Genomic DNA, 23574 nt, shown 5'->3' with positions numbered 1-23574 from the left:
CTCTGATCAACGTGCGCTGACTGCATGAAGTTGATGAGGTGATCTCGTGACTGCTATTCACGACCAGGCAATGCACTATATCTACCAGCAAGTACTCGAGCGCTTGCTCAGTCATATGTCACAAGCGCAGCGTGCTTCCTTGCAATTGCTGATACAACGGCTGCTGGTTGCTGCAGGCGGGCCCGACTACATCGGTACCTGCCGCTTGCTGGTGCTGCAAGGCAATGATCGCCGCAGCGCCCGGCTGCTGGCCATGCTGCGTGCCGCACAACTGAGTATCGCCCTGCGTGCGCCGGTAACCTTCCAGCTGCGGGTGCTGGTGGTGAGCCTGCCCGTGGCTGACAGTGCCACGCTCGAATGCCATGAGCGCAGCTTCAATGCGCTGTTCTTGCAGGATGACCCGCGGGTGCAACTGCAGATGATTAAGGGGCGTGAAGTGGTGCCGTTCAGCCGGCATGCCCCTGCCGCGCCCGACAACTGGCTGTTGGCGAGGGACGCCATGCTGATGTTCGGTCACCTGGTCGACGCCAGGCCCGAAGCGCTGCTGGGGTGTCGCCTGCACCTGGAACTGGCGGCGGCCGTGGGCTTTGCGCTGCAGGCCCATTCACCTGCGGATGTATTTATCACCGCCATCCCTGCGCGCCAGCGCCGCCGGTACCTGGCCTGGGCACGGCGCAGCCTGCGCCTGGCAGGGGAGCGTGGTCCGCATGTGGTGCACCAGTGCCTGGCGACGCTGGCACAGGGGCTGAGCCGCCTGCACGGCAGTATCGGGTTGCCATCGGGGGCCTTGGCGGGGCCGAGCTCGGCGAGCGTGCCGCAGAGTACGTCGGTGCGGTTGATTGCCATTGACGACCTGCTGCCGCCATTGCTCGAAGAGCAGCAGCTGGACCTCATGCTCGGTTGTCGCTTTGAGGGGGGCCAGGACGCCTGGCCGTTGGCCGCGTTCGTCGAGCGGTTGGCCCCGGTGCAGCTGCGGGAGCTGCACGCACGCAGTCTCGAGCCGCAGGGCAGTCGCCCGGCATTGCGGCTGGCTGGCCAGCCGGGCGCCAACAAGCGGCGCGACACGCATCAGCTGCAGTTCGGCAAGGCATACGGCATCAACCAGATCCAACAGGTGTGCCTGCTGTTCAGCCCGTTTGCCCGGCAGGGGAAGAACCTGGAGCGTTTTCTGCAGTGCTGGCATGCCGACATGCTGGTGGCGCTGCCGTACCTGCATCGAGCCTTGCAGGGTAAACCCTGCCCTGAAGCGGTGAAAAACTGGCTGGTGAATACCAGCGGCCTGCCGCTGGGGCAACTCCGGTTGATCTATGGCGGAGGCCTGCCGCTGGCCTCCTGGCGCCTCATGAGCCACCTGGCCCGTCGCGATGTACAGCTGAGGTTGCTGCCACGGCGGGCAGCGGGGCGGCGGCGTGGTCATGCGGGGCCGCCTTGATGGAGCAATCGGGCTCCGGCGAGTTCGCCTATCGCAAGGTCTATCGCTACCTGGAAGCCCTGATCGACCAGGCGCCACGCAGTGGCCCGTGCCGATTGCCGTCGTTGCGCGTGTTGGCCCGGCGGTTACGGGTGTCATTGGCCACCGTGCAGAGTGCCTACAGCCTGCTGGAAGAAGAGGGGCGCGTGCAGTGCCTGCCCAGGTCGGGCTACTACGTACAGGGCGCTGCCAAGGGGGATGCTGCGGCCATGCCCCGGCAGGCACCCTTGCCGGCACAGCCGATGCTTGAGCGCACCCTGTTCACCCACGAGCGGCGCCTGGCACGTCAGCGCACGCACAGTGTCGCCCCGTGGGACGCGCCCGGCAGCGCCCGCCTGCGCAATGCCGTCGCCGAACGCTATACCCGTTCCTCCAACCAGTACTGGCGTGCCGAGGACGTCCAGCTGGCGCCAGATGTGCAGGCGTTGCTGGAGACTTTGCTGGCGGCGCTGGTCCTGCAAGGCGGGACCGTGGTGGTGCACTCGCCCTGTTGCTGGCAGGTGCTGCGTGCGTTGGCCCGTGCCGACATGCGAGTGCTGGAGGTACCACTGGATACCCGCGGTAACCCGGACCTGCGCGCCCTGGCCCGGCTGCTGGCCAACGAGCCGGTGTGCATGCTGGTCATGCCGTCGTGCCTTGGCATGCCGCAGGGGCGGCTGGTTTCACTGCACTATCAGCAGCAGCTTGGCCAGCTGCTGGGCCAGCACCCTGTATGGTTGCTGGAGAACGATCTGGACAGCGAGCACTGTTACAGCGGGCCGCCGAATACGCGCCTGCGCGATTGGGTCGACCCGCGTTGGCTGTTGGTGATGGGGGCGTTCGATGCCGCAGTGGGGGGCGAGGCGCCCTATGCCTACCTGCTGGGTCATGATGCCGTGCTGGCCCGGGCTTTCGCTGAGCGTGCATTTCGGCTTGCACCGCTTCGCCTGCAAGCGCTGGCGCACATGCTGGGCAAAGGCGAAATCGAGGCGCAACTGGTGCGGCTGCGCACCGACCTGCAAAAGCGCATGCAATGCCTGGCGCGTGAGTTGCAGCTGCAGTTCGGCCAGCGGGTGGTGTTGGAAACGCCGGAGGGTGGCCGGACACTGTGGGTGCGCTTTCGCCAGCCGCTGCCGTGGGAGGGTATTGCAGCAGCGCTGGCTGGTTCAGCACTGCATGCCCTGCCGGGCGAGCAGTTCAGCCTGCAGGGCCGCTACCAGCAGTGTCTGGCGATGGCGTGGCTGGGTGATCACCCGGGGGAGCTGCAACAGGCGGTAGAGCGCCTGGCTCAGGTGCTGGAACTGCGCTGTGGCCGGCCTGCCGGCGCTACACCTTGAGCCGCCGGGGTTGCGTTGCAACCCATCGCCGGCAAGCCAGCTCCCACGGGTGCAGCGTTGAACTCAAGGTTGTCGCTGTACCTGTGGGAGCCGGCTTGCCGGCGATTAGGCCCTGGCAGACAAACGCCTCCTGTCAGCGATTCGCTTGCTCCTGCCCTTGCCGCAAGCGGGTACTGACCAGCGCTGCCACCACCAGCAACGCAGCGATGATCCACAAGCCATTGCGGGTACTGCCGGTGGCCTGCTCGATCAGGCCCATCACCGATGGGCCGACGAAACCGCCAAACAGGCCGCAGGTGGTGACAAAGGCCAGCCCTGCCGCCAGGGCGCTGCCACTCAGGCGGCTGGAGGGGAAGACGAAGATGATCGACTGCACCACGAACAGCATCAGGGCAGTCAGCGAAAACCCGATCAGGCCGATGAACGAGTTGGCCAGCGACGCCAGCAGCAGCCCGGCCGCCATGGTTAGCAGGCCGCCGAACAGCAGGGTGCGGCAACGACTCGGCGAGGTGGCCAGGCGTGGGAAGGTGGCGGCGCCGATGGCGGCAGCAATCCACGGTACGGCGGTCAGCAGGCCGACCTGGAAGGGCGACAGCGCGCCGTAGGTGCCGATGATGCCCGGCAGGAAGAAAATCACCGTGTAGATGGTGATCTGGTGCACGAAGTACACCACGATCGCCAGCCAGATCTGCCGGTCGCGGAACATCTGCCCCAACTTGCTCTGCTGCGGTGCGGCGGCCCGCTCCGCAGCCAGGCGGCGCTCGATGTCCTCGGCTTCGGCGGCCGACAGCCAGGGCGCCGAGGCCGGGCCATCGGGCAGTTTCTTCCATACCACATAGGCCAGGGCCACTGCCGGCAGGCCTTCGAGCACGAATAGCCATTGCCAGCCGTGCCAGCCCAGCACACCGTCCATTTCCAGCAGGGCACCCCCCAGCGGGCCGCTGAGGATGTTGGCCAGGCACACGCCCAGCAGGAAGTAACCCGTGGCGCGGGCACGCTGTTCACGATCGAACCAGTAGGTCAGGTACAGCATCACGCCGGGGAACAGGCCCGCTTCGGCGACCCCGAGCAACAGGCGCATGACGTAGAACGAGGTTTCGCCCTGGACGAAGGCCATGCCCGCCGAGAGCAGACCCCAGGTGATCATGATGCGGGTGATCCAGAAGCGTGCGCCCACCCGATGCATGATCAGGTTGCTGGGTACTTCGGCCAGGGCATAGGTGAGGAAGAACAGGCCGGCGCCCAGGCCGTAGGCCGCTGCCGACAGGCCGAGGTCGATGCCCATGCTGGCCTTGGCCAGGGCAATGTTGGTCCGGTCAAGGAAGCTCATCACGTAGACAACGATGAGCAGTGGCATCAATTTGCGCAGCAGCAGGCCGTTCAGGCGCTGTTCGGTGGTGGCGGCAGGGGCGGGCGCCGCTGCAGTACCGGTGAGGATTGTCATTGTTTTTTCCCCGTGAAAAGTGCTGGTGGCGTGCCGCGCAAAGGCGGCGCACCCAGGTAGGTGGGTCAGGAACGGTTGATGTCGAGCCACACCGCGCCGTTGGGGTACTGGTAGCGCTCCAGGGTCTCGGCATGCATTTCGATGCTGTAGCCTGGGCGTTGCGGTGGCATGTAGCGCCCCCGGCGGATCACCACCGGGTCGATGAAATGCTCGTGCAGGTGGTCGACGTACTCCAGCACCCGGTTGTGCAGCGAGGCCGATACCGCGATGTAGTCGAACAGGGCAATGTTCTGCACATATTCGCACAGGCCGACACCGCCGCCGTGCGGGCACACCGGTACGTCGTACTTCGCCGCCATCAGCAGCACGATCAGCACTTCGTTCAGGCCACCCAGGCGGGCCGCGTCCAGCTGGCAGAAGTCCAGCGCGCCGGCCTGGAACATCTGCTTGAACATCACCCGGTTGTGGCAATGTTCACCGGTGGCCACGCCAATCGGGGCAATGCGCTGGCGGATGGTGGCGTGCCCGAGGATGTCGTCCGGGCTGGTCGGCTCTTCGATCCACAGTGGCTCGAAGGCGGCCAGGCGGCGCATGTTGGCGACGGATTCCTCGACGCCCCATACCTGGTTGGCATCCATCATCAGGGTGCGCTCCCAGCCAATTTCGTCGCGCAGGATGCTGGCGCGGCGAATGTCTTCCTCCAGGTCCGCACCGATCTTCTGCTTGATGTGGGTCCAGCCATCTTCCACCGCCTCGCGGGCCAGCTTGCGCATCTTTTCTTCGCTGTAGCCCAGCCAGCCCGGCGCGGTGGTGTAGCCGGGGTAGCCTTCGCGCAGCATCTGCGCTTCGCGCTGGGCCTTGCCCGGGGCCTGGCGGCGCAGTAGGGCGATGGCTTCTTCAGGGGTGAGCACATCGGTGACGTAGCTGAAGTCCAGGCAGCGCACCAGCTGTTCGGGCGTCATGTCGGCCAGCAGCTTCCACACCGGCTTGCCTTCGTGCTTGGCCCACAGGTCCCACACGGCATTGATGATCGCGGCGGTGGCCAGGTGGATCACGCCCTTTTCCGGGCCCAGCCAGCGCAACTGGCTGTCGCTGACGGTGAAGCGGTGCCAGAAACCGCCCATGTCGGCCGTGATTTCCTCCAGGGTGAGGCCGACGATCAGCGGCGCCAGCGACTGCACCGCCGCCGCGCAAATCTCGTTGCCACGGCCGATGGTGAAGGTCAGGCCGTGGCCTTCCAGGGCCTCGGCGTCGGTGTGCAGCACCACGTAGGCCGCCGAATAATCGGGGGCGCTGTTCATGGCGTCGGAGCCGTCCAGCGACAGCGAAGTGGGGAAACGAATGTCGCGAACGCTCAGGTGGGTAATACGTATGCTCATGGTCGGCTCTTGTTCTGTTCAAGCACTGGGAGGCCTGACTGTAGGTTGTCGAGCGATACAGGCATAATCGCCAAATCTTAACCAGAGATACCGGATTCGATATGTCTCGCTTGCCACCCGACAGCGCCCAGGCGCCTGCCAGCCTCGGCGCATTGAAGATCTCCAGCCGGCAGATCACGCTGCTCAACGCCTTGGGCGAGTTCGCTAACCTGCGCCGTGCGGCCGCGGCGATGCACACCACGCAACCGGCAGCGAGCCTGTTGCTGCAACAGCTCGAGGAGCGCCTTGGCGTACGCTTGTTCGAGCGTTTGCCACGGGGCATGCAAGCGACGCTGTATGGCGAAGTGATGATCCGCTATGCGCAGAATGCGCTGCATGAGTTCGAGCACGCCCAGGCGCAGATTGCCGAGCTGGCGCGCGGGGCCCAGGGCCTGGTGCGGGTGGGTAGCGTCATGGGGCCGGTGCCGGGCGTGCTGACCAAGGCGGTACTGGCCTACAAGCGCGACCACCCCAAAGTGCGCATTTCCCTGGAGGTCGGCACCAGCGACACCTTGCTGCCGGCCTTGCTGCGTGGCGACTTCGACATGGTGGTGGGGCGCCTGCCGGACCAGAGCGACAGCCAGGACCTGAACATCGAACTGTTCGAAGGCGGTGAGCAGATGCGCGTGATCGCCCGCGCCAGCCACCCGCTAGCCAATGCCGCCGGGCTGCAACTGGCCGACCTGGTGGCCTTGACCTGGATCCTGCACCCCATCGGCAGCCCGATGCGCCGCCGCGTCGAAAGCGCGTTGCAGGCCGGCGGCATGGTGCAGTCGCTGGATATCGTCGAAACCGCCTCGATCCTGGCTACCACCGCAATGCTCGAAGCCTCCGAGATGATTGCGGTGGTGCCCGATGACGTGGCCAAGCATTATGCCCGCTATGGCATGGTCGCCATCCTGCCGGTGGAACTGCCGCTGGCGATGGCCAACCTGGGCGTGTTGACCCTGCGCTCGCGGCCCAACTCGGTTGCCCTGGACACCTTGCTGCACTACCTGCGGGCGCAATAGCCCTGCCTTTTCACTTGCCTGAGGCCCTGCGTCAATGCCGCCGGACATGACCCATTCCAGCTTTTGCAACTGGATCCGCTACAAGCACCTGGTGCTGATCGACACCTTGGCGCGCACCCGCAACATGCACGCCACCGCCACGCGCATGAACCTGAGCCAGCCGGCACTGAGCAAGATGTTGCGTGACCTTGAGGAGCAGTTCGGCTTCGCCCTGTTCGAGCGCCTGCCGCGGAGCATGCCACCCACCGAACTGGGCGAATATGTGGTGCGTTATGCCCAAGGCGCGCTGGCCGAGTCGCAACAGTTCGTCGACCAGGTAAACCGCCTGCGCAACGGCGGGCACGGCTTTATCCGCGTCGGCGGGATCTTTGCCGCCACCGCACTGGTGCTGCCGCAGGCCATCGCCGCGATCAAGGCGCGCAGCCCGTTGCTGTCGATCGAAGTGGTGGAGCATTCCAGCGATCACTTGTTGACCATGCTGGAGCAGAACAAGCTCGATATCATGATTGGCCGCTTCACTGAAGAACGCTTCAGCCAGCTGTTCGACTTCCAGCCCCTGGAGCCGGAACCGTTCAGCCTGGTGGTCAACAGCGAGCACCCGCTCAACCAGCTGGAAAGCACACCGCTGACAGCGCTGGGCGACTGGCCGTGGGTGCTGTACCCGGTGGGCACGCCGATCCGCAACCGCCTGGAGCAGGCCTTCCGGGTTGCCGGCATCGCCACGCCTGCCGACAGCGTCGAAACCATCTCCATGCCGATGTTCCTGCAATTGCTGCAGGCGGCGCCGATGATCGCCATGTTGCCGCGCTCGATGGTTGCCGCGCAGCTGGCCAGCGGCCAACTGAAAGAACTGCGCAGCCCCTTGCACCTGGCGGCGCTGGAGTACGGCGTGGTTACCCGCAAGGACGAGCCGCTGAGCGCTTCGGCCCGGGCTTTTGTCGAGATTTTGCTGGAGGGCGCGCGGCGCCGTCAGCAGGAGCAGAGATAAATCCCATGGGGCCGCTGCGCAGCCCATCGCAGGCAAGCCAGCTCCCACGGGTGCAGCGTTGCTCTCGAGGTTGTCGCTGTACCTTTGGGAGCGGCCTTGTGTCGCGAAAGGGCCGCAACGCGGCCCCAGGATTGATGCGCAACAGTTGAAATTGCTGGGGCTGCTTTGCAGCCCTTTCGCGACACAAGGCCGCTCCCACAGCGATCGCGCCACTTTGTGGAATTTGAGCAAGACAGCGCATGGCTTGATGCCAATGCAGTCGGTGTGGGAGCGGGCAAGCCCGCGAAGGGCTGCGCAGCGGCCCCAATGGCCCTCAAATGTGATTGATAAACGCGCTCTGATACCTGTTTTTGATAACCCAAGGTTATCGCACGATCGGATCATCTCATTGGGAATGTTGCCCAAGGCTTCTTACAGTGGTCGCAGCCATAACAAGAAGCCAGCCGCACCGCCCTGAGAGGTCCCATGCAACTGATTGCCAAGTCCGGTGACCTTGCCGTCATCCGCCTCAACCCGCTGGACAACGTGCTCATCGCCCGCAAGGCCCTGCCGCAAGGCCTGCGCCTGGACGCCGAGGCGATTACCGTGCGCCAGCCGATCCCCTCGGGCCACAAGCTCGCTACCGAACGTGTGGAGCAGGGCCAGCCCCTGCGCCGTTACGGGCAGATCATCGGTTTTGCCTCGCAGGCCATCGACGCCGGCGAACACGTGCATGTGCACAACGTGCAGATGGGCGATTTCGCCCGTGACTACGCCTTCGGTGTCGACACCCGCAGCCAGCCCGGCCGCGAGGCGCAGTTCCAGGGCATCGTGCGCGCCGATGGCCGGGTCGCCACTCGCAACTACATCGGCATCCTCACCTCGGTGAACTGCTCGGCGACCGTGGCCCGGGCCGTGGCCGACCATTTTCGCCGCGACATCCACCCTGAAGTACTGGCCGATTACCCGAACATCGACGGCGTGGTAGCGCTGACCCACGGCGCCGGCTGTGCGGTGGACCCCAGCGGTGAAGCCTTGGGCCTGTTGCGTCGCACCCTGGCCGGGTACGCCGTACACCCCAATTTCGCTGCCGTGCTGATCATCGGCCTGGGCTGCGAAACCAACCAGATCGAAAGCCTGCTGGAAACCCAGGGCCTGCAGGCCAGCGCCCAGCTGCGCGCCTTCACCATCCAGGGTATCGGCGGCACCAGCAAAACCATCGCCGCCGGTATCGAGCAGGTCAAGGCGCTGCTGGTCGAGGCCAACCAGGTGCAGCGCCAGCCGGTCAGTGCGCGGCACCTGGTGGTCGGCCTGCAATGTGGCGGTTCCGATGGCTATTCCGGCATTACCGCCAACCCGGCGTTGGGCAATGCCGTCGACCGCCTGGTGGCCGCCGGTGGTACCGCGATCCTCTCCGAAACCCCGGAAATCTACGGTGCCGAGCACCTGCTCACCCGCCGTGCGGTCAGCCGCGAGGTCGGCGAAAAGCTGGTGGCCCGCATCCGCTGGTGGGAAGACTACTGCCAGCGCATGAACGCCGAACTGAACAACAACCCCTCGGCCGGCAACAAGGCCGGGGGCCTGACCACCATCCTCGAGAAGTCCCTCGGTGCGGTGGCCAAGGCCGGCTCCAGCAACCTGGTCGATGTGTACCAGTACGCGGAAGCGGTACGCGCCCAGGGCCTGGTGTTCATGGATACCCCCGGTTACGACCCGGTTTCGGCCACCGGCCAGGTGGCTGGCGGGGCCAACCTGATCGCCTTCACCACCGGCCGTGGCTCGGCCTACGGCTGCGCCCCGGCGCCGTCGATCAAGCTGGCCACCAACAACCGGGTGTTCGAGCACCAGGAAGAAGACATGGACGTCAATTGCGGTGGCATCGCCGATGGCTCCACCAGCATCGAGGAGCGCGGCGCGTTCATCTTCGAACAGATGCTGCGCATCGCTTCCGGTGAGCGCAGCAAGAGTGAGCTGCACGGCTACGGGCAGAACGAATTCGTGCCATGGCAGATCGGTGCCGTGACCTGATCGCCAGCCCTGTTCCATTTCCGAGGCAACCGCAATGACTCAAACCACACATTACAACGTGCAAGCGCTCACCACCTTCGTCGAGCGTCTGTTCGAAAAGGCCGGCGCCGATGCCGAAGTCGCCCAGGTAGTGACCCGGGTACTGCTCGAAGGCGAATTGCTGGGCCATCGCACCCATGGCCTGAACCTGGTCAGCCGCTACATCGACGGCATGCTCGGCGGCCAGGTCAAGGCCCGCGCGCAGGTACTGGAGCAGGTATCGGACAGTGGCATTTCCAGCCTGTTCGATGGCCACTACGTGTTGGGGCCGTACTGCGTCAGCCGTGCCCTGGACTGCGCGGCAAAGGGCGCCACTTCGCAGGGCATCGGTATCGCCGTGGTGCGCCGTGCCGCGCATATCGGCTGCCTGGCAGCCTACCTCAAGCCCTACACCGACCAGGGCCTGGTAGCCATGCTGTATTCCTCGGACCCATCGGTAGGGCTGGTCTGCGCCCATGGTGGCGCCGACCCGGTGTACACCCCCAACCCGATTGCCGCGGGCATCCCGACCCAGGGCGAGCCGATTCTGCTGGACGTCAGCATGTCCACCGTCACCCTCGGCCTGGTCGGCCAGTGCCGCGATGCCGGCAGCCGCCTGCCGCACCCGGTGCTGGTGAGCAATGACGGGCAACTGAGCGACGACCCGCGCGACTTCTTCACCAGCCCGCAAGGCAGCATCCTGCCCTTGGGTGGCCAGGCTTTTGGCCACAAAGGTTTCGCCCTGGCGCTGCTGGTCGAAGCCCTGACCTCGGGGCTGGCCGGCCATGGCCGCAAGGATGCACCAGACCAGTGGGGTGCCTCGGCCACCGCCGTGGTCATCGACCCGCGTTTCTTCGGCGGCCTGCAAGCGTTCACCGACGAAACCAGCTTCCTCGGCCGGCTGGTCCTGGCCAGCCGGCCACTCGACCCCGAGCGCCCGGTGCGCCTGCCTGGGCAGGCTGGCCTTGCCCTACGCCGCCAGGCCCTGGAGCAGGGCGCAAGCCTTTCGTCACAACTGGTGGCCGACCTTGACCGCCTGGCCGGGCAGCTGCAACTGCCGGCACTTTCCCAATGAATGACAGTAAGGGTACACAGATGACTGATCGAGCGAACGGCAAGCGACCGCTGCCTCTGAATCACGATGCCAGCGCGTTCGACAGCGGCAGTTGGGTAGGGCGGGTCTGGCTGCCGGAGCAGGGCCCTGCGGTGGTGCTGGTGAAGGCCGGCGCCGTGCACGATATCAGCGCCCATGTAGCCACCGTCTCGGCCCTGCTGGAAGTGGCCGACCCGGTGGCCTACCTGCGCAGCCTGCCGCTGGCCGAGCCGCTGATCGGGCTGCCAGCGTTGCTTGGCAACAGCGACCCGGCCCTGCGCGACCCACGCCAGCCATGGCTGCTGGCACCCATCGACCTGCAGGCGGTGAAGGCCGCTGGCGTGACCTTCGCCACCAGCCTGCTGGAGCGCGTAGTCGAAGAGCAGGCCAAGGGCGACCCGGCCAAGGCCGATGCGATCCGTGACACCTTGGCCAGCCGCATCGGCGCCGACCTGTCGCAGATCGTGCCGGGCTCGGCCCAGGCCGAAGCGCTGCGCAAGGTGCTGGTGGAGCAGGGCCTGTGGTCGCAGTACCTGGAAGTGGGTATTGGCCCGGATGCCGAGGTGTTCACCAAGGCCCAGCCGCTGTCGGCGGTCGGCCACGGCGCCGACATCGGCATCCACCCCAAGTCGAGCTGGAACAACCCGGAGCCTGAAGTGGTGCTGGCGGTGTCGAGTGATGGTCGCATCAAGGGCGCGATGCTCGGCAACGACGTCAACCTGCGCGACTTCGAAGGCCGTAGCGCCTTGCTGCTGTCAAAAGCCAAGGACAACAATGCCTCCACCGCGCTTGGCCCGCTGCTGCGCCTGTTCGACGAAAGCTTCGGCCTGGACGACGTACGCGCCGCAGAAGTGGACTTGCAGGTGGTGGGCGAAGACGGTTTCATCCTCGCCGGCCGCAGCTCCATGCGCCAGATCAGCCGCGACCCGCAGGACCTGGTGCAGCAAACCCTCAACGAGAACCATCAGTACCCCGACGGCCTGGTGCTGTTCCTCGGTACCTTGTTCGCCCCCAAGCAGGACCGCGACCAACCGGGCAACGGCTTCACCCACAAGCCGGGCGATGTGGTGAGTATCAGCAACCCGCAACTGGGTACCCTGTGCAACCGCGTGACCACCAGCGACCTGGCACCGCAGTGGCACTTTGGCCTGCGTGCGCTGATCGACAGCCTCGGCCGGCGCGGGCTGCTGGATGTTGCAACAACCGCGCGCCAGCCTTGAGCGGCGCGCTGCGTCAGGGAGGGCGCAGCATGAACGAAGGACCGCCAAGGCGCTGACAGCGCGGCAACAATAATAATAAAGGTCATCACATGAACCCTATGAAGAAGTACCAACGCATCACCGTCGTGTTCCTGCTGTTGATCGGCATCGTCAACTACCTGGACCGTAGTGCACTGTCGATCGCCAACACCTCGATCCAGAAAGACATGATGATCAGCCCGTCGCAGATGGGCATCCTGTTGTCGGCGTTCTCCATTGCCTATGCCTTTGCCCAGCTGCCGATGGGCATGATCATCGACCGCCTGGGCAGCAAGATCGCCCTCGGCGCCTCGCTGCTGGGCTGGTCGGTGGCCCAGGCAGCGTTCGGCATGGTCAACAGCTTTGCCGGCTTCATGGGCCTGCGGGTGCTGCTGGGGATTGGCGAGGCGCCGATGTTCCCGTCGGCGGCCAAGGCCCTGTCGGAGTGGTTCGATGCCAACGAACGCGGCACCCCGACCGGCGTGGTCTGGTCCTCGACCTGCCTCGGCCCGTGCCTGGCGCCACCCTTGCTGACGCTGTTCATGGTCAACTTCGGCTGGCGCGGCATGTTCATTATCACCGGCGTGATCGGCGTGGTGCTGGCGCTGTGCTGGCTGACCTTCTACAAAAGCAAGGCCCGCTACCTGGCGGAGCTTGCTGCCGAGGGCAAGCCGTTGCCGAGTGGGCAGCAGGTGCCTGCAGCTACTGCACAAGCGCCGAAGGCCTCGTACTTCGCCGGCTGGCTCGACCTGTTCAAGCACCGCAGTACCTGGGGGGCGGTGCTGGGCTTCATGGGCGTGATCTACATGCTCTGGCTGCACCTGACCTGGCTGCCTGGCTACTTCGAGCGTGAGCACGGCCTGGACCTGTACAAGACCGCCTGGGTAGTGTCGCTGGCCTATGGCTTTGGCGCAGCGGGCACGATCGTTGCCGGGCGCTTCTGCGACTTGCTGGTGAAGCGCGGCATGAGCGTGCTGGCCAGCCGCAAGTTCAGCGTCATCACCGGCCTGGTGCTGGCGGCGCTGTTTACCCTGCCGCTGTCATTCGTCACCGGCCTGACCGGCTGCATCGTCCTGCTGTGCCTGGCGCTGTTCAGCATCAACATGGCCAGTGCCACTGCCTGGATGATCGTCAACACCATCGTCGACAGCCAGCGCGTGGCCTCGTTTGGCTCGATCCAGAACTTCGGCGGCTACATTGCCGGCTCGGTGGCGCCGATCGTCACCGGCTTCAGCATCCAGTACTCGGGCTCGTTCACCACGGCGTTCATGATCAGTGCGGTAGTGGCGCTGTGTTCGGCGGTGGCTTACTTCCTGCTGCTGCAGGCGCCGATTGGCAGTGCCAAGGTCAAGGCGGCGGAGATGGTCGGGGCGACGGAACAGGTGTGAATTCCGGGGGGCGCTTTGCGCCCCAATCGCGACGCAAGGCCGCTCCCACAGGTATCGCGCTGGTTTCAGCAGCACTGCAATACCTTGTGGGAGCGGCCTTGCGTCGCGATTGGGCTGCAAAGCAGCCCCCAAGCCGACAGCCGATCGTTGAGCGACCCACGGCACTTGCCAGGCATACTGGTCTGTATGTATAACCAGTATCCATTCCAGCCGCCTGACCCCCAGCCCGTGATCGCCCATTCCGTCGACGACCCGTTCTACTACCTGCACAATTTCCGCCAGGTGCTGCTGTGGGTCGAACAGCGCTACGAAGACCTGCTCGACGATCAGGAACTCGCTTTCATCCGCACCTTCAGCCAACTGGGCGCCCCGGCACAGGCCCTGATGGTGCGCATGGTCATGCGCAAGGGCGAGCTGTTTCGCAGCGATCGCCTCGACTATGCCGAAATCGGCGATACCGGGCAGGCCCTGCAGCCGTTGCTGGCCCTAGGCTGGGTACGGGAGCCCGCGCAACTGGAACTGCAGCAGCTGTTCGCCCTGCTGCGCAAGGACGAACTTGCCCGTTGTTTTGCCCCGCAGCTGAGCCGCCCTCGCGCTGCCAAGCATGACCTGCTTGCACAACTGCAACCCCTGGGCCTGCAAGCCCGTTCATTGGCCGAGTGGTTTCCGGACAGTGGCGTGCGCATCCTCCAGTGGTGCCTGCAACCCTTGTGCGACCGCATGCGCCTGCTGTTCTTCGGCAACCTGTACCAGGACTGGTCGGACTTCGTCCTCGCCGACCTCGGCTTGTTGCGCTACGAACAGGTGCCGTTCAGCACCGATTCGCGTGCCCTGCAGCAACGCGCCGAAGTCGACCTGGCCATGGCCTTGCACCAGTGCGCCGAGCGCCTGGAGCAGGGCGACGACCCGCTGTCGATCCTGGCAGCCATGCAGGGCCTGCACAGCGACAACCCATGGCTGGCCCGGCGCCATGCGCGCCTGCAATTCGCCCTGGGCCAGCAATGCGAGCGCCTGGGCGACTGGGCGCAGGCCATGGCTGTGTACACGCAGTGCAGCCATGCCCAGGCGCGCATCCGCCAGGTGCGGGTGCTGGAGCGCAGCGAGCAGTGGCCCCAGGCCCATGCACTGGCGCTGCAACTGGCGGCGGCGCCGGCCAACGCCCTGGAAGTGCAGGCGCTGGAACGCATGTTGCCACGCCTGGCACGCAAGCTCGGTGGCCCGCCACAGCGGCGCCAGCGTGTCGCGCCCCTGGAGCTGATCGAGCTGGAACTGCCCCGGGAACTGGCAGCGCTGGGTGTGGAGGAGGCGGTACGCCAGCACCTGGCCGAAGCCGGTGGACCGGTGCATTACGTGGAGAACACGCTGTTCAACAGCCTGTTCGGCCTGCTGTGCTGGGAGGCGATCTTCGCCCCGGTGCCCGGCGCGTTCTTCAACCCGTTCCAGGCCGCCCCGCAGGACCTGCATGACAGCGACTTCCAGCAACGCCGCAGTGCTCTGTTCGAACGTTGCCTGGGGCGGCTCGACGATGGCAGCCATCACCGGGCGATTCTCGACTGCTACGCCGCCAAGCAAGGGCTGCAGTCGCCGTTCGTGTTCTGGTCCGTGCTCAGTGAAGCGTTGCTTGAGCAAGCCTTGGCCTGCCTGCCGGCGGCCCATTTGAAACAGTGCTTCCTGCGCCTGCTGCAGGACATCCGCAACAACCGCGCCGGCATGCCCGACCTGATCCAGTTCTGGCCCGAGCAAGGCCGCTACCGCATGGTCGAGGTCAAGGGCCCTGGCGACCGCCTGCAGGACAACCAGCTGCGCTGGCTGGAGTTCTGCCGGGCCCACGGCCTACCTGTCGCGGTGTGCCACGTGCGCTGGAGCGAAACACCGTGAGCTACAGCGTGGCGGTACGCGCCTTGTGTGAATTCAGCGCCAAGGTCGGCGACCTGGATCTGCGCTTCACGCCATCACCCACCGCCCAGGAGGGGATCGAGGGGCATCGGCGGGTGGTGGCGCGACGCGCTGCGGGCTATGAGTCGGAAATTGCCCTTGAAGGCCAGTTCGAAATCCTGAAAGTGCGTGGCCGCGCCGACGGTTACGACCCCGCCTGCAACCGCCTGGAAGAGATCAAGACCCACCGTGGCGACCTGTCGCGCCAACCGGCCAACCATCGTCAGTTGCACTGGGCGCAGGCCAAGGTCTACGGCTGGTTGATGTGCCAGGCACGGCAACTGCCGGCCATCGAGGTGGCACTGGTTTACCTGGACGTGGACAGCGATGGCCAGACGCTGATCAGTGAACACTGCACGGCAGCCGAACTGCAGGCCTTCTTCGAAACCCAGTGCCAACGCTTTCTGGCTTGGGCACAAGGGCAGGAGCAGCGCTTGGCCGAGCGTAACCTTGGCCTGCAAGCACTGGGCTTCCCCTATCCGGCGTTCCGCCAGGGCCAGCGACAACTGGCGGAAACCCTGTACAAGGCCGTGAGTACCGGCCGTTGCCTGATGGCCCAGGCCAGCACCGGAATTGGCAAGACCGTCGGTACCTTGTTCCCTCTGCTCAAGGCCATGGTGCCGCAGCAGCTGGACAAGCTGTTCTTTCTCACCGCCAAGACCCCGTGCCGGGCCCTGGCCCTGGATGCCATGCGCCAGATCACCGATGCCACGCCGCAGCCGGCCTTGCGCACGCTGGAGCTGATCGCCCGCGACAAAGCCTGCGAGCACCCCGACAAGGCCTGCCATGGCGAATCCTGCCCCTTGGCCGCAGGCTTCTACGACCGCCTGCCGGCCGCCCGGCAGGCAGCGGCAGCGTTGCCCTTGCTCGACCGCGCCCAGCTACGCGAGGTAGCCCTGGCGCACCAGGTGTGCCCGTATTACCTGGGCCAGGAAATGGCGCGCTGGGTAGACGTGCTGGTGGCGGACTACAACTACTACTTCGATGCCCATGCCTTGTTGTTCGGCCTGACCCAAGCCAACCAGTGGCGGGTCGCGGTACTGGTGGACGAGGCGCACAACCTGGTCGAGCGCGGCCGCGGCATGTACAGCGCCAGTCTCGACCAGGGGCAATTGCAGGCCCTGCGCCAGAGCAAACCGCCCGGGTTGGTCAGTGCGCTGGACCGGCTGAACCGGCAGTGGAACGCCCTCTACAAGGAGCAGCGTGCGCCGTACCAGGCCAGCGAGTCGCTGCCAGAGGCCTTGCTGCGTGCCCTGCAGCAATGCATCGGGCTGATCCAGGAACAAATGAACCAGACGCCTGCGCAAATGGACCCGCAGGTGCTGCAGTTCTTCTACCAGGCGTTGCAGTTCAGCCGGGTTGCCGAGCTGTTCGACGAGCACTTCCTGTTCGACATCAGCCAGCGCCAGGGCCCGCGCAAGCGGCGGCTGGCCACCCTGTGCCTGCGCAATGTCACCCCGGCGCGCCTGTTGGGCCCACGCATGCAGGCGGCGCGCAGCGTGACCCTGTTTTCCGCCACCCTGAGCCCACGGCACTTCTACAGCGACCTGCTGGGCATGCCGGCCGATACCGCCTGGCTGGAAGTGGCCGCGCCGTTTCGCGCCGAACAGCTGGAAGTGCGCATCGCCAGCCAGGTATCCACCCGTTACCAGCAACGCCAGGCTTCGCTGGCACCGATCGTCGAGCTGATCGCCCGGCAGTATGAGCGCATGCCGGGCAACTACCTGGCGTTCTTCAGCAGTTTCGAGTACCTGCAACAGGTGGCCGGGCTGCTGGCCGAGCGGCATGCACAGATACCCATGTGGGCCCAGGAACCGGGCATGGACGAAGCGGCCCGCCAGGGCTTTCTCGACCGTTTTGTGGCGGATGGCCGCGGGGTGGGTTTTGCGGTGTTGGGTGGTGCATTCGGGGAGGGGGTGGACTTGCCGGGCACACGGCTGATCGGCGCGTTTGTCGCCACCCTCGGGCTACCCCAGGTCAACCCGGTCAACGAGCAGTTCAAGCAGCGCCTGGGGCGGCAGTTTGGTGCGGGGTTCGATTACGCCTATCTCTACCCGGGCGTGCGCAAGGTCATCCAGGCGGCAGGCCGGGTCATCCGGGGCGACCAGGACCGTGGCGTTCTGGTCTTGATTGACGAGCGCTTCGCCGAACCCCGGGTGCAGCAGATGTTCCCGGGGTGGTGGCCAGCGCCGGGAGGTTAACGCGGCCCCGGCAATTTGTGCGTCTGCGCTGAAACCTTGGGGCTGCTTCGCAGCCCATCGCCGGCAAGCCAGCTCCCACAACGACCGCGCCGACCTCAAGGCCTGCGCTGTACCTGTGGGAGCTGGCTTGCCGGCGATGGGCCGCAAAGCGGCCCCAATCTGGGCATCAAGGCTAGCCAGGCATACCGTCAGCCCGTGGCCGCAGCAAGATGGGCAGGTAATGTTGCAGGAACAGCAGCAGCGCCAGGCTCCAGCACAATACTGAAAGGCTCACCCCCAGCGGCGTGAACAGCGGCAGCACCACCCGCGCCAGCGTCGCCAGTTGTATCAAGGCAAAGGCCCAGGCAATGCTGGTCGGCACCTGCAGCGGCCTGCCGGTGTGGCCCAGGCTGACCCGTGCCATCATCGCCAGGATCAAGCCGCTCATGGCGCCCACGGTCAGGGCGTGGGTCACCAGGCTCGGGCTCACCGCCACCCCGGCATGCCACAGCGCCATGCCCAGGCAGGCAATGGCAATCCAGGCATAGGCCAGGTGCAGCGACCACAGCAGGGGCACCCGCCACAAGCCACGGTCATGCCACAAGGCCAGGCGGGCCGTATGCAGGGCGAACAAGGCGCCGAACAGCACGGCCAGGCCGATATGTGGCGTATCGGCCAAGCCCGAGGCAAAGGCCAGCGGTACCGCCACGCTCAGCAGCAGGCAGGCCCGGTCCAGCCAGGGGCGGGCAGGGGCCGGGGCCATGTTGCCCAGGCCGCGCCGGGTGAAGAACGGGATCACCCGCCCGCCAAGCACGGTCATCATCGCGGCCACCAGCCACAACCCGGCAAACACCCCGCGGCGCTGCCACAGTTCGTCCTGGCGCAGCCAGCCGACCAGGGTCAGCCACTGGCAGGCGGCGATCAACAGCACCAGGCCGACGATCGGGTAGTTGTTACGCAAGCGCCGTTGCACGATCGGCCGTGCCAGGGCCAGTGCCACCAGTGGCAGGAAGCTGCCCTCGATCACCACCAGCAAGCTGCCCGGTAATGGCAGGAACCAGCTCGCCCGGCCCAGCAGCCAAAGCAGGAACAAACCCTGCAGTGCACGCCCGCTCAAGCCTGGGGTGCCGCTCCAGTTCTGCACGGCAGTCAGCAGGAAACCGGCGATGATGGCGGCAGCAAAGCCATAGAGCATCTCGTGGCGGTGCCAGGCGAGCATGCCGCCGGGTGGCGTGGGCTCCAGCGCCCCGGCCATTACGCCGGCCCACAACAGCAAGGCGAGCAGCGCAAACAAACTGCCACCCAGGAAGAATGGGCGGAAACCCAGGCCCCAGACGGCCTGGCGTGGGCGTGAAGCGATCGGCTGCACAAGCATGGGCGGACCTTCGTTCGTTCAGTAGGCTCAATTGGGGTAAGATCACGATCCGTGCCAGCTCCGAACCCCTTGTATATCAAGGTGATGGCACCTCTCCGGGTCCGAATGACATGCGTTTCCTGCTGTTATTTGGACCTGCTTGTATGTCGTATTGACTTGCTTCAGGGTCTGGCCGGTTCGCCGCTGGCCAACGCTTCGCTACAGGATTCACGTTTTGTCCGACCTCTCGAAAAATCCGCTGCTGCAGTACATGGCCCGCCTGGCCCCATCCAGCCAGCAAACCATGCGCTACATCCTTCAGGACGCTGCCGACCGGCTGGGGTTTGTCGACTGCAATATCGTCGATGTGCCCTGGCATCGGCTCGAGCCCGGCCATGTGATCGCCCTGGTGGCGGCGCTGCGTGCCGACGGTTACGCCCCCAACAGCTCGTCGCTGTACGTCAACGCAATCCGCGGTGTGATGAACGAAGCCTGGCGCCAGGGCCTGATCGATCACGAGCAGTTGTTGCGCATCCGCGAGGTCAAACCGGCCACCGGCAGCCGCCTGCCTCCGGGGCGCAACCTGCGCCGCAGCCTGATTCGCGAGCTGATGGATGTGTGCGCGGCCGACCCACGGCCGCAGGGTGTGCGTGACGCGGCGATCATCGCCTTGCTGTACGGTACCGGCATGCGCAAGTCGGAATCGGTGGACATCGACCTGGACCAGGTCGACTTCGAGGCGCGCAGCCTGCAGGTGCTGGGCAAGGGCAACCGCCAGCTGATCAAGTATGCCCCGCCATGGGCGTTCGAGAAGTTGCAGGCGTGGCTGGACCTGCGCCGTCAGGACTTGCCGGCAGGGGCCGAAGACGACCCGTTCCTGTTCAACCGCATCCGCCGTGGCAGCCATATCACCCGGGCGCGCATCACCAAGCATGCCATTTACTACATCGCCCGCCAGCGTGGTGCGCAGGTGGGCGTGAAGATCATGCCGCACGACTTCCGCCGGGCGTTCATCACCCGGGTGATCGAAGAGCACGACCTGTCGATTGCGCAGAAGCTGGCGCATCACGCCAATATCCAGACCACCGCCATCTATGACCGGCGTGATGACAACGAACGCCGGCGTGCGGTGGACCGCTTCGATTACTGAGTTTCGTCACACTTGGGGCTGCTGTGCAGCCCATCGCCGGCAAGCCAGCTCCCACGCCGACCGCGCTGACCTCAAGCCATGCGCGATCCCTGTGGGAGCTGGCTTGCCGGCGATGGGCCGCGTAGCGGCCCCAGCATTCTCTCAGTCCAGCACCTAAACAGGGCCTGAGTGCGCCCCCACTTTGTGCGCCATCCCCCTGTATGCCCGATGCCAGAGCGGCTTGGGCAAAAGTTTCATCTTCGTTCACCTGCGGAGTTGGCCCGCAACCTGCTATATCCAGCCTGCGAATTTGATCGAGTGGTCAGGCCGCGCGCGCCGTAGCCGTGCGTGCCTGCCCCTCTAAACGGCCAGCAGGCCACGGATTTCAGGGGCCGCAGGATGTCGCTCGCGGAGCAGATCGAACAACAACACGACGATGCCGGCTGGAGCGCTCACCTGCAGTTGCGTTTCGTCAGGCGTGACGAGGTGACCCGCCTTGGTGCGTGGCGGCATTTCGGACCTCTTTTGGTGCAGCGACCGTTCTATCCGGAAGGTGCACCGTGCCATGTCTACGTGCTGCACCCACCCGGTGGGATCGTCGCCGGCGACCGCCTGGAGCTGGATATCCAGCTGGAGCCGGGCAGCCACGCGCTGCTGACCATGCCCGGCGCCAGCAAGTTCTACCGCAGCATCGGCCCGACCGCGCGGCTGGCCCAGCGCTTTCACCTGGCCGCCGGCAGCACCCTGGAGTGGCTGCCGCAGGACAGCATCTTCTTCTCCGGCGCCCGCGCCAGCCTCGACAGCCGTTTCACCCTCGAACCGGGGGCGCGCCTGCTGGCCTGGGAAACCCTGTGCCTGGGGCGCCCGGTGATGAACGAGCGTTTCGAGCAGGGTGCCCTCGACAGCCGCCTGCACATCGAACTGCCCGACGAAGTGGGCCTGCACGAGCGCCTGCGCGTCGAAGGCGGGCGCCTGGACAAGCTTGGCGGGCATCCGTTGCTGGCCACCTTCTGCGCCGCACCCGCCGACCAGGCCGTGCTGGATCTGGTGCGCCCGCTGCTCGACGAGGTGGCCAACCCGGCCGGCGCGACCCTGCTTGGGTCGTTGCTGGTGATTCGCGTGCTCGACCATGACAACCAACACCTGCAACGCACCCTGCAACGCCTGTGGCATGTGCTGCGCCCGGCCGTCCTCGGCCTGCCGGCCTGCCCGCCGCGTATCTGGGCCACCTGAGAGAGCGCCATGGAGCTGACCCCGAGAGAGAAAGACAAACTGCTGCTGTTCACCGCCGCGTTGCTGGCGGAGCGGCGCCTGGCCCGTGGCCTGAAGCTCAACTACCCGGAAGCGGTGGCGCTGATCAGTGCCGCCGTGCTTGAAGGCGCCCGTGATGGCCGCACCGTCGCCGAGCTGATGAGCCTGGGGCGCGAAGTATTGAGCCGCGAGCAGGTGATGCCTGGCATTGCCGAAATGCTCCACGACGTGCAGGTCGAAGCGACCTTCCCGGATGGCACCAAGCTGGTGACCGTGCATGACCCCATCGTCTGAAACTGCCCAGGAGCCCCGCATGATCCCAGGTGAAATCCAGGTCGCCGCCGGCGACATCGAGCTGAACAGCGGCCGTGCGACGGTCAGCGTCAGCGTGGCCAACCATGGCGACCGGCCGGTGCAGGTCGGCTCGCACTACCACTTCTATGAAGTCAACGAGGCGCTGGTGTTCGAGCGCGCACCGACCCTGGGCTTTCGCCTGGACATTCCCGCCGGTACCGCCGTGCGTTTCGAGCCGGGTCAGGCGCGTACCGTGCAACTGGTGGCCTACGCCGGCAAGCGCGAGGTCCATGGCTTCCAGGGCAAGGTGATGGGCGCGCTGGAGGGCAGGGCATGAGCCGCATTTCCCGCCAGGCCTATGCCGACATGTTCGGCCCCACGGTAGGCGACCGCGTACGCCTGGCCGACACCGCGCTGTGGGTCGAGGTGGAGCGCGACTTCACCATCTATGGCGAAGAGGTAAAGTTCGGTGGCGGCAAGGTCATCCGCGATGGCATGGGGCAGGGCCAGATGCTGGCTGCCGAAGCCATGGACCTGGTACTGACCAATGCCCTGATCATCGACCACTGGGGCATCGTCAAGGCCGATATCGGCATCAAGCACGGGCGTATCGCGGTGATCGGCAAGGCTGGCAACCCTGATGTGCAGCCGGGCGTGAACGTGCCCGTGGGCCCCGGCACCGAGGTGATCGCGGCCGAGGGCAAGATCGTCACCGCCGGTGGCGTCGACTCGCACATCCACTTCATCTGCCCGCAGCAGGTGGACGAGGCGCTGAACAGCGGTGTCACCACCTTCATCGGCGGCGGCACCGGGCCAGCCACCGGCACCAACGCCACCACCTGCACGCCCGGCCCCTGGTACCTGGCGCGCATGCTCCAGGCTGCCGACAGCCTGCCGATCAACATCGGCTTGCTGGGCAAGGGCAACGCCTCGCGGCCGGAAGCGCTGCGCGAGCAGATCGCAGCCGGCGCCGTGGGCCTCAAGCTGCACGAAGACTGGGGTTCGACACCAGCAGCCATCGACTGCTGCCTGGGCGTGGCCGAGGAAATGGACATCCAGGTGGCGATCCACACCGACACTCTCAATGAGTCCGGCTGCATCGAAGATACCCTGGCGGCCATCGGCGACCGCACCATCCACACCTTCCACACCGAGGGCGCTGGTGGCGGCCACGCCCCGGACATCATTCGCGCGGCGGGGCAGGCCAACGTGTTGCCGTCCTCGACCAACCCGACCCTGCCGTACACGGTCAACACCGTGGACGAGCACCTGGACATGCTCATGGTCTGCCACCACCTGGACCCGAGCATCGCCGAAGACGTGGCCTTTGCCGAGTCGCGCATCCGCCGCGAAACCATCGCCGCCGAGGACATCCTCCACGACATGGGCGCCTTTGCCATGACCTCGTCCGACTCCCAGGCCATGGGCCGGGTTGGCGAGGTGGTGCTGCGCACCTGGCAGGTGGCCCACCAGATGAAGCTGCGCCGTGGGCCACTGGCGCCGGACACCAGCTACAGCGACAACTTCCGGGTCAAGCGCTACATCGCCAAGTACACCATCAACCCGGCGCTGACCCACGGCATCGGCCACGAAGTGGGCTCGGTGGAAGTCGGCAAGCTGGCCGACCTGGTGCTGTGGGCGCCGGCGTTCTTTGCGGTCAAGCCGGCCCTGGTGATCAAGGGCGGAATGATCGTCACCGCGCCCATGGGGGATATCAACGGTTCCATCCCCACGCCGCAACCGGTGCATTACCGCCCAATGTTCGGCGCCCTGGGCGCGGCACGGCATGCCACGCGCATGACCTTCCTGCCCCAGGCGGCGATGGACCGTGGCCTGGCCGAGGAGCTGAACCTGCGCAGCCTGATCGGCGTGGCCCACGGCTGCCGCCAGGTGCGCAAGCCCGACATGGTCCACAACACCTTGCAGCCGCTGATCGAAGTCGATGCGCAGACCTACCAGGTGCGTGCCGACGGCGAACTGCTGGTCTGCGAGCCGGCCCGCGAACTGCCGCTGGCCCAGCGTTACTTCCTGTTCTGAAGG

General features: G+C 65.9%; 18 protein-coding genes. 15 read left to right on the top strand and 3 right to left on the bottom strand.

The window, feature by feature from the left end:
• Nucleotides 1–46: 46 nt before the first annotated feature.
• Together RYH74_RS16720 and RYH74_RS16715 are read left to right on the top strand one after the other, a co-directional pair.
• The gene (locus RYH74_RS16720) at nucleotides 47–1432 is read left to right on the top strand and encodes a hypothetical protein (RefSeq protein ID WP_317409781.1); all 1386 of its coding nucleotides are present in this window, start codon (nucleotides 47–49) and stop codon (nucleotides 1430–1432) included.
• Nucleotides 1432–2787: a GntR family transcriptional regulator gene (locus RYH74_RS16715; RefSeq protein ID WP_317409780.1), complete on the top strand. Its 1356-nt coding sequence runs from the start codon at nucleotides 1432–1434 to the stop codon at nucleotides 2785–2787. The genes RYH74_RS16720 and RYH74_RS16715 overlap by 1 nt, the downstream gene beginning before the upstream one ends.
• A 133-nt stretch (nucleotides 2788–2920) precedes the next feature.
• On the opposite strand, the gene RYH74_RS16710 is transcribed toward RYH74_RS16715, so the two are convergent.
• Nucleotides 2921–4231 carry an MFS transporter gene (locus RYH74_RS16710; protein ID WP_317409779.1) on the bottom strand — a complete coding sequence of 437 codons (1311 nt, stop codon included), beginning with the start codon at nucleotides 4229–4231 and terminating at the stop codon, nucleotides 2921–2923.
• A gap of 65 nt (nucleotides 4232–4296) precedes the next feature.
• A complete protein-coding gene (locus RYH74_RS16705; protein ID WP_023663021.1) occupies nucleotides 4297–5610 on the bottom strand; it encodes an L-fuconate dehydratase in 1314 nt (437 codons plus the stop codon).
• A gap of 101 nt (nucleotides 5611–5711) precedes the next feature.
• On the opposite strand from RYH74_RS16705, the gene RYH74_RS16700 reads away from it, so the two are divergent.
• From RYH74_RS16700 to RYH74_RS16665, 8 genes are all read left to right on the top strand, one after another.
• Nucleotides 5712–6659 carry a LysR family transcriptional regulator gene (locus RYH74_RS16700; RefSeq protein WP_075045409.1) on the top strand — a complete coding sequence of 316 codons (948 nt, stop codon included), beginning with the start codon at nucleotides 5712–5714 and terminating at the stop codon, nucleotides 6657–6659.
• Between the two features lie 34 nt (nucleotides 6660–6693).
• Nucleotides 6694–7647 (top strand): LysR family transcriptional regulator, encoded by a 954-nt coding sequence (locus RYH74_RS16695; protein WP_025339435.1) that lies wholly within the window; start codon nucleotides 6694–6696, stop codon nucleotides 7645–7647.
• Nucleotides 7648–8112: 465 nt separating this feature from the next.
• Nucleotides 8113–9654: an altronate dehydratase family protein gene (locus RYH74_RS16690; RefSeq protein WP_317409778.1), complete on the top strand. Its 1542-nt coding sequence runs from the start codon at nucleotides 8113–8115 to the stop codon at nucleotides 9652–9654.
• Nucleotides 9655–9688: 34 nt separating this feature from the next.
• On the top strand, nucleotides 9689–10747 hold the full coding sequence (locus tag RYH74_RS16685) for an Ldh family oxidoreductase (RefSeq protein WP_084785199.1): 1059 nt from the start codon (nucleotides 9689–9691) through the stop codon (nucleotides 10745–10747).
• Between the two features lie 20 nt (nucleotides 10748–10767).
• Nucleotides 10768–11985, top strand: a complete 1218-nt coding sequence (locus RYH74_RS16680; protein WP_085663700.1) for a fumarylacetoacetate hydrolase family protein — start codon at nucleotides 10768–10770, stop codon at nucleotides 11983–11985.
• Between the two features lie 98 nt (nucleotides 11986–12083).
• On the top strand, nucleotides 12084–13391 hold the full coding sequence (locus RYH74_RS16675) for an MFS transporter (RefSeq protein WP_317409808.1): 1308 nt from the start codon (nucleotides 12084–12086) through the stop codon (nucleotides 13389–13391).
• A gap of 228 nt (nucleotides 13392–13619) precedes the next feature.
• A complete protein-coding gene (locus RYH74_RS16670) occupies nucleotides 13620–15269 on the top strand; it encodes a VRR-NUC domain-containing protein (protein WP_317409777.1) in 1650 nt (549 codons plus the stop codon).
• Complete coding sequence (locus tag RYH74_RS16665; RefSeq protein WP_317409776.1) at nucleotides 15266–17527, top strand: ATP-dependent DNA helicase; 2262 nt, start codon at nucleotides 15266–15268, stop codon at nucleotides 17525–17527. The genes RYH74_RS16670 and RYH74_RS16665 overlap by 4 nt, the downstream gene beginning before the upstream one ends.
• 172 nt (nucleotides 17528–17699) lie before the next feature.
• On the opposite strand, the gene RYH74_RS16660 is transcribed toward RYH74_RS16665, so the two are convergent.
• Complete coding sequence (locus RYH74_RS16660) at nucleotides 17700–18881, bottom strand: NnrS family protein (protein ID WP_317409775.1); 1182 nt, start codon at nucleotides 18879–18881, stop codon at nucleotides 17700–17702.
• A gap of 214 nt (nucleotides 18882–19095) precedes the next feature.
• On the opposite strand from RYH74_RS16660, the gene xerC reads away from it, so the two are divergent.
• The 5 genes from xerC (at nucleotide 19096) to ureC (ending at nucleotide 23571) form a co-directional block, all read left to right on the top strand.
• Nucleotides 19096–20010, top strand: a complete 915-nt coding sequence (xerC, locus tag RYH74_RS16655) for a tyrosine recombinase XerC (RefSeq protein WP_015270152.1) — start codon at nucleotides 19096–19098, stop codon at nucleotides 20008–20010.
• A 378-nt stretch (nucleotides 20011–20388) separates the two neighbouring features.
• Nucleotides 20389–21222 carry an urease accessory protein UreD gene (locus RYH74_RS16650; RefSeq protein WP_317409774.1) on the top strand — a complete coding sequence of 278 codons (834 nt, stop codon included), beginning with the start codon at nucleotides 20389–20391 and terminating at the stop codon, nucleotides 21220–21222.
• A gap of 9 nt (nucleotides 21223–21231) precedes the next feature.
• Nucleotides 21232–21534 (top strand): urease subunit gamma, encoded by a 303-nt coding sequence (locus RYH74_RS16645; RefSeq protein ID WP_003256923.1) that lies wholly within the window; start codon nucleotides 21232–21234, stop codon nucleotides 21532–21534.
• Between the two features lie 19 nt (nucleotides 21535–21553).
• Nucleotides 21554–21871 (top strand): urease subunit beta, encoded by a 318-nt coding sequence (locus RYH74_RS16640; RefSeq protein WP_025339426.1) that lies wholly within the window; start codon nucleotides 21554–21556, stop codon nucleotides 21869–21871.
• Nucleotides 21868–23571 carry an urease subunit alpha gene (gene ureC / locus RYH74_RS16635; protein ID WP_317409773.1) on the top strand — a complete coding sequence of 568 codons (1704 nt, stop codon included), beginning with the start codon at nucleotides 21868–21870 and terminating at the stop codon, nucleotides 23569–23571. Before RYH74_RS16640 ends, ureC begins: the two co-directional genes overlap by 4 nt.
• Nucleotides 23572–23574: the final 3 nt, after the last annotated feature.

Source organism: Pseudomonas sp. LSJ-87 (genome assembly GCF_032971465.1).
In the GTDB taxonomy this organism is placed as follows: Bacteria; Pseudomonadota; Gammaproteobacteria; order Pseudomonadales; family Pseudomonadaceae; genus Aquipseudomonas; species Aquipseudomonas putida_Z.
This window is presented reverse-complemented; position numbering and strand designations above follow the sequence as displayed.

Bases quoted from the DNA above. Each gene is read 5' to 3' on its own strand.
- RYH74_RS16695 (WP_025339435.1), top strand. From the start codon at position 6,694: ATGCCGCCGGACATGACCCATTCCAGCTTTTGCAACTGGATCCGCTAC.
- RYH74_RS16705 (WP_023663021.1), bottom strand. From the start codon at position 5,610: ATGAGCATACGTATTACCCACCTGAGCGTTCGCGACATTCGTTTCCCC.
- RYH74_RS16715 (WP_317409780.1), top strand. From the start codon at position 1,432: ATGGAGCAATCGGGCTCCGGCGAGTTCGCCTATCGCAAGGTCTATCGC.
- RYH74_RS16710 (WP_317409779.1), bottom strand. From the start codon at position 4,231: ATGACAATCCTCACCGGTACTGCAGCGGCGCCCGCCCCTGCCGCCACC.
- RYH74_RS16685 (WP_084785199.1), top strand. From the start codon at position 9,689: ATGACTCAAACCACACATTACAACGTGCAAGCGCTCACCACCTTCGTC.
- RYH74_RS16640 (WP_025339426.1), top strand. From the start codon at position 21,554: ATGATCCCAGGTGAAATCCAGGTCGCCGCCGGCGACATCGAGCTGAAC.
- RYH74_RS16700 (WP_075045409.1), top strand. From the start codon at position 5,712: ATGTCTCGCTTGCCACCCGACAGCGCCCAGGCGCCTGCCAGCCTCGGC.
- RYH74_RS16680 (WP_085663700.1), top strand. From the start codon at position 10,768: ATGACTGATCGAGCGAACGGCAAGCGACCGCTGCCTCTGAATCACGAT.
- RYH74_RS16675 (WP_317409808.1), top strand. From the start codon at position 12,084: ATGAAGAAGTACCAACGCATCACCGTCGTGTTCCTGCTGTTGATCGGC.
- RYH74_RS16660 (WP_317409775.1), bottom strand. From the start codon at position 18,881: ATGCTTGTGCAGCCGATCGCTTCACGCCCACGCCAGGCCGTCTGGGGC.
- RYH74_RS16690 (WP_317409778.1), top strand. From the start codon at position 8,113: ATGCAACTGATTGCCAAGTCCGGTGACCTTGCCGTCATCCGCCTCAAC.
- ureC (WP_317409773.1), top strand. From the start codon at position 21,868: ATGAGCCGCATTTCCCGCCAGGCCTATGCCGACATGTTCGGCCCCACG.
- RYH74_RS16650 (WP_317409774.1), top strand. From the start codon at position 20,389: ATGTCGCTCGCGGAGCAGATCGAACAACAACACGACGATGCCGGCTGG.
- RYH74_RS16645 (WP_003256923.1), top strand. From the start codon at position 21,232: ATGGAGCTGACCCCGAGAGAGAAAGACAAACTGCTGCTGTTCACCGCC.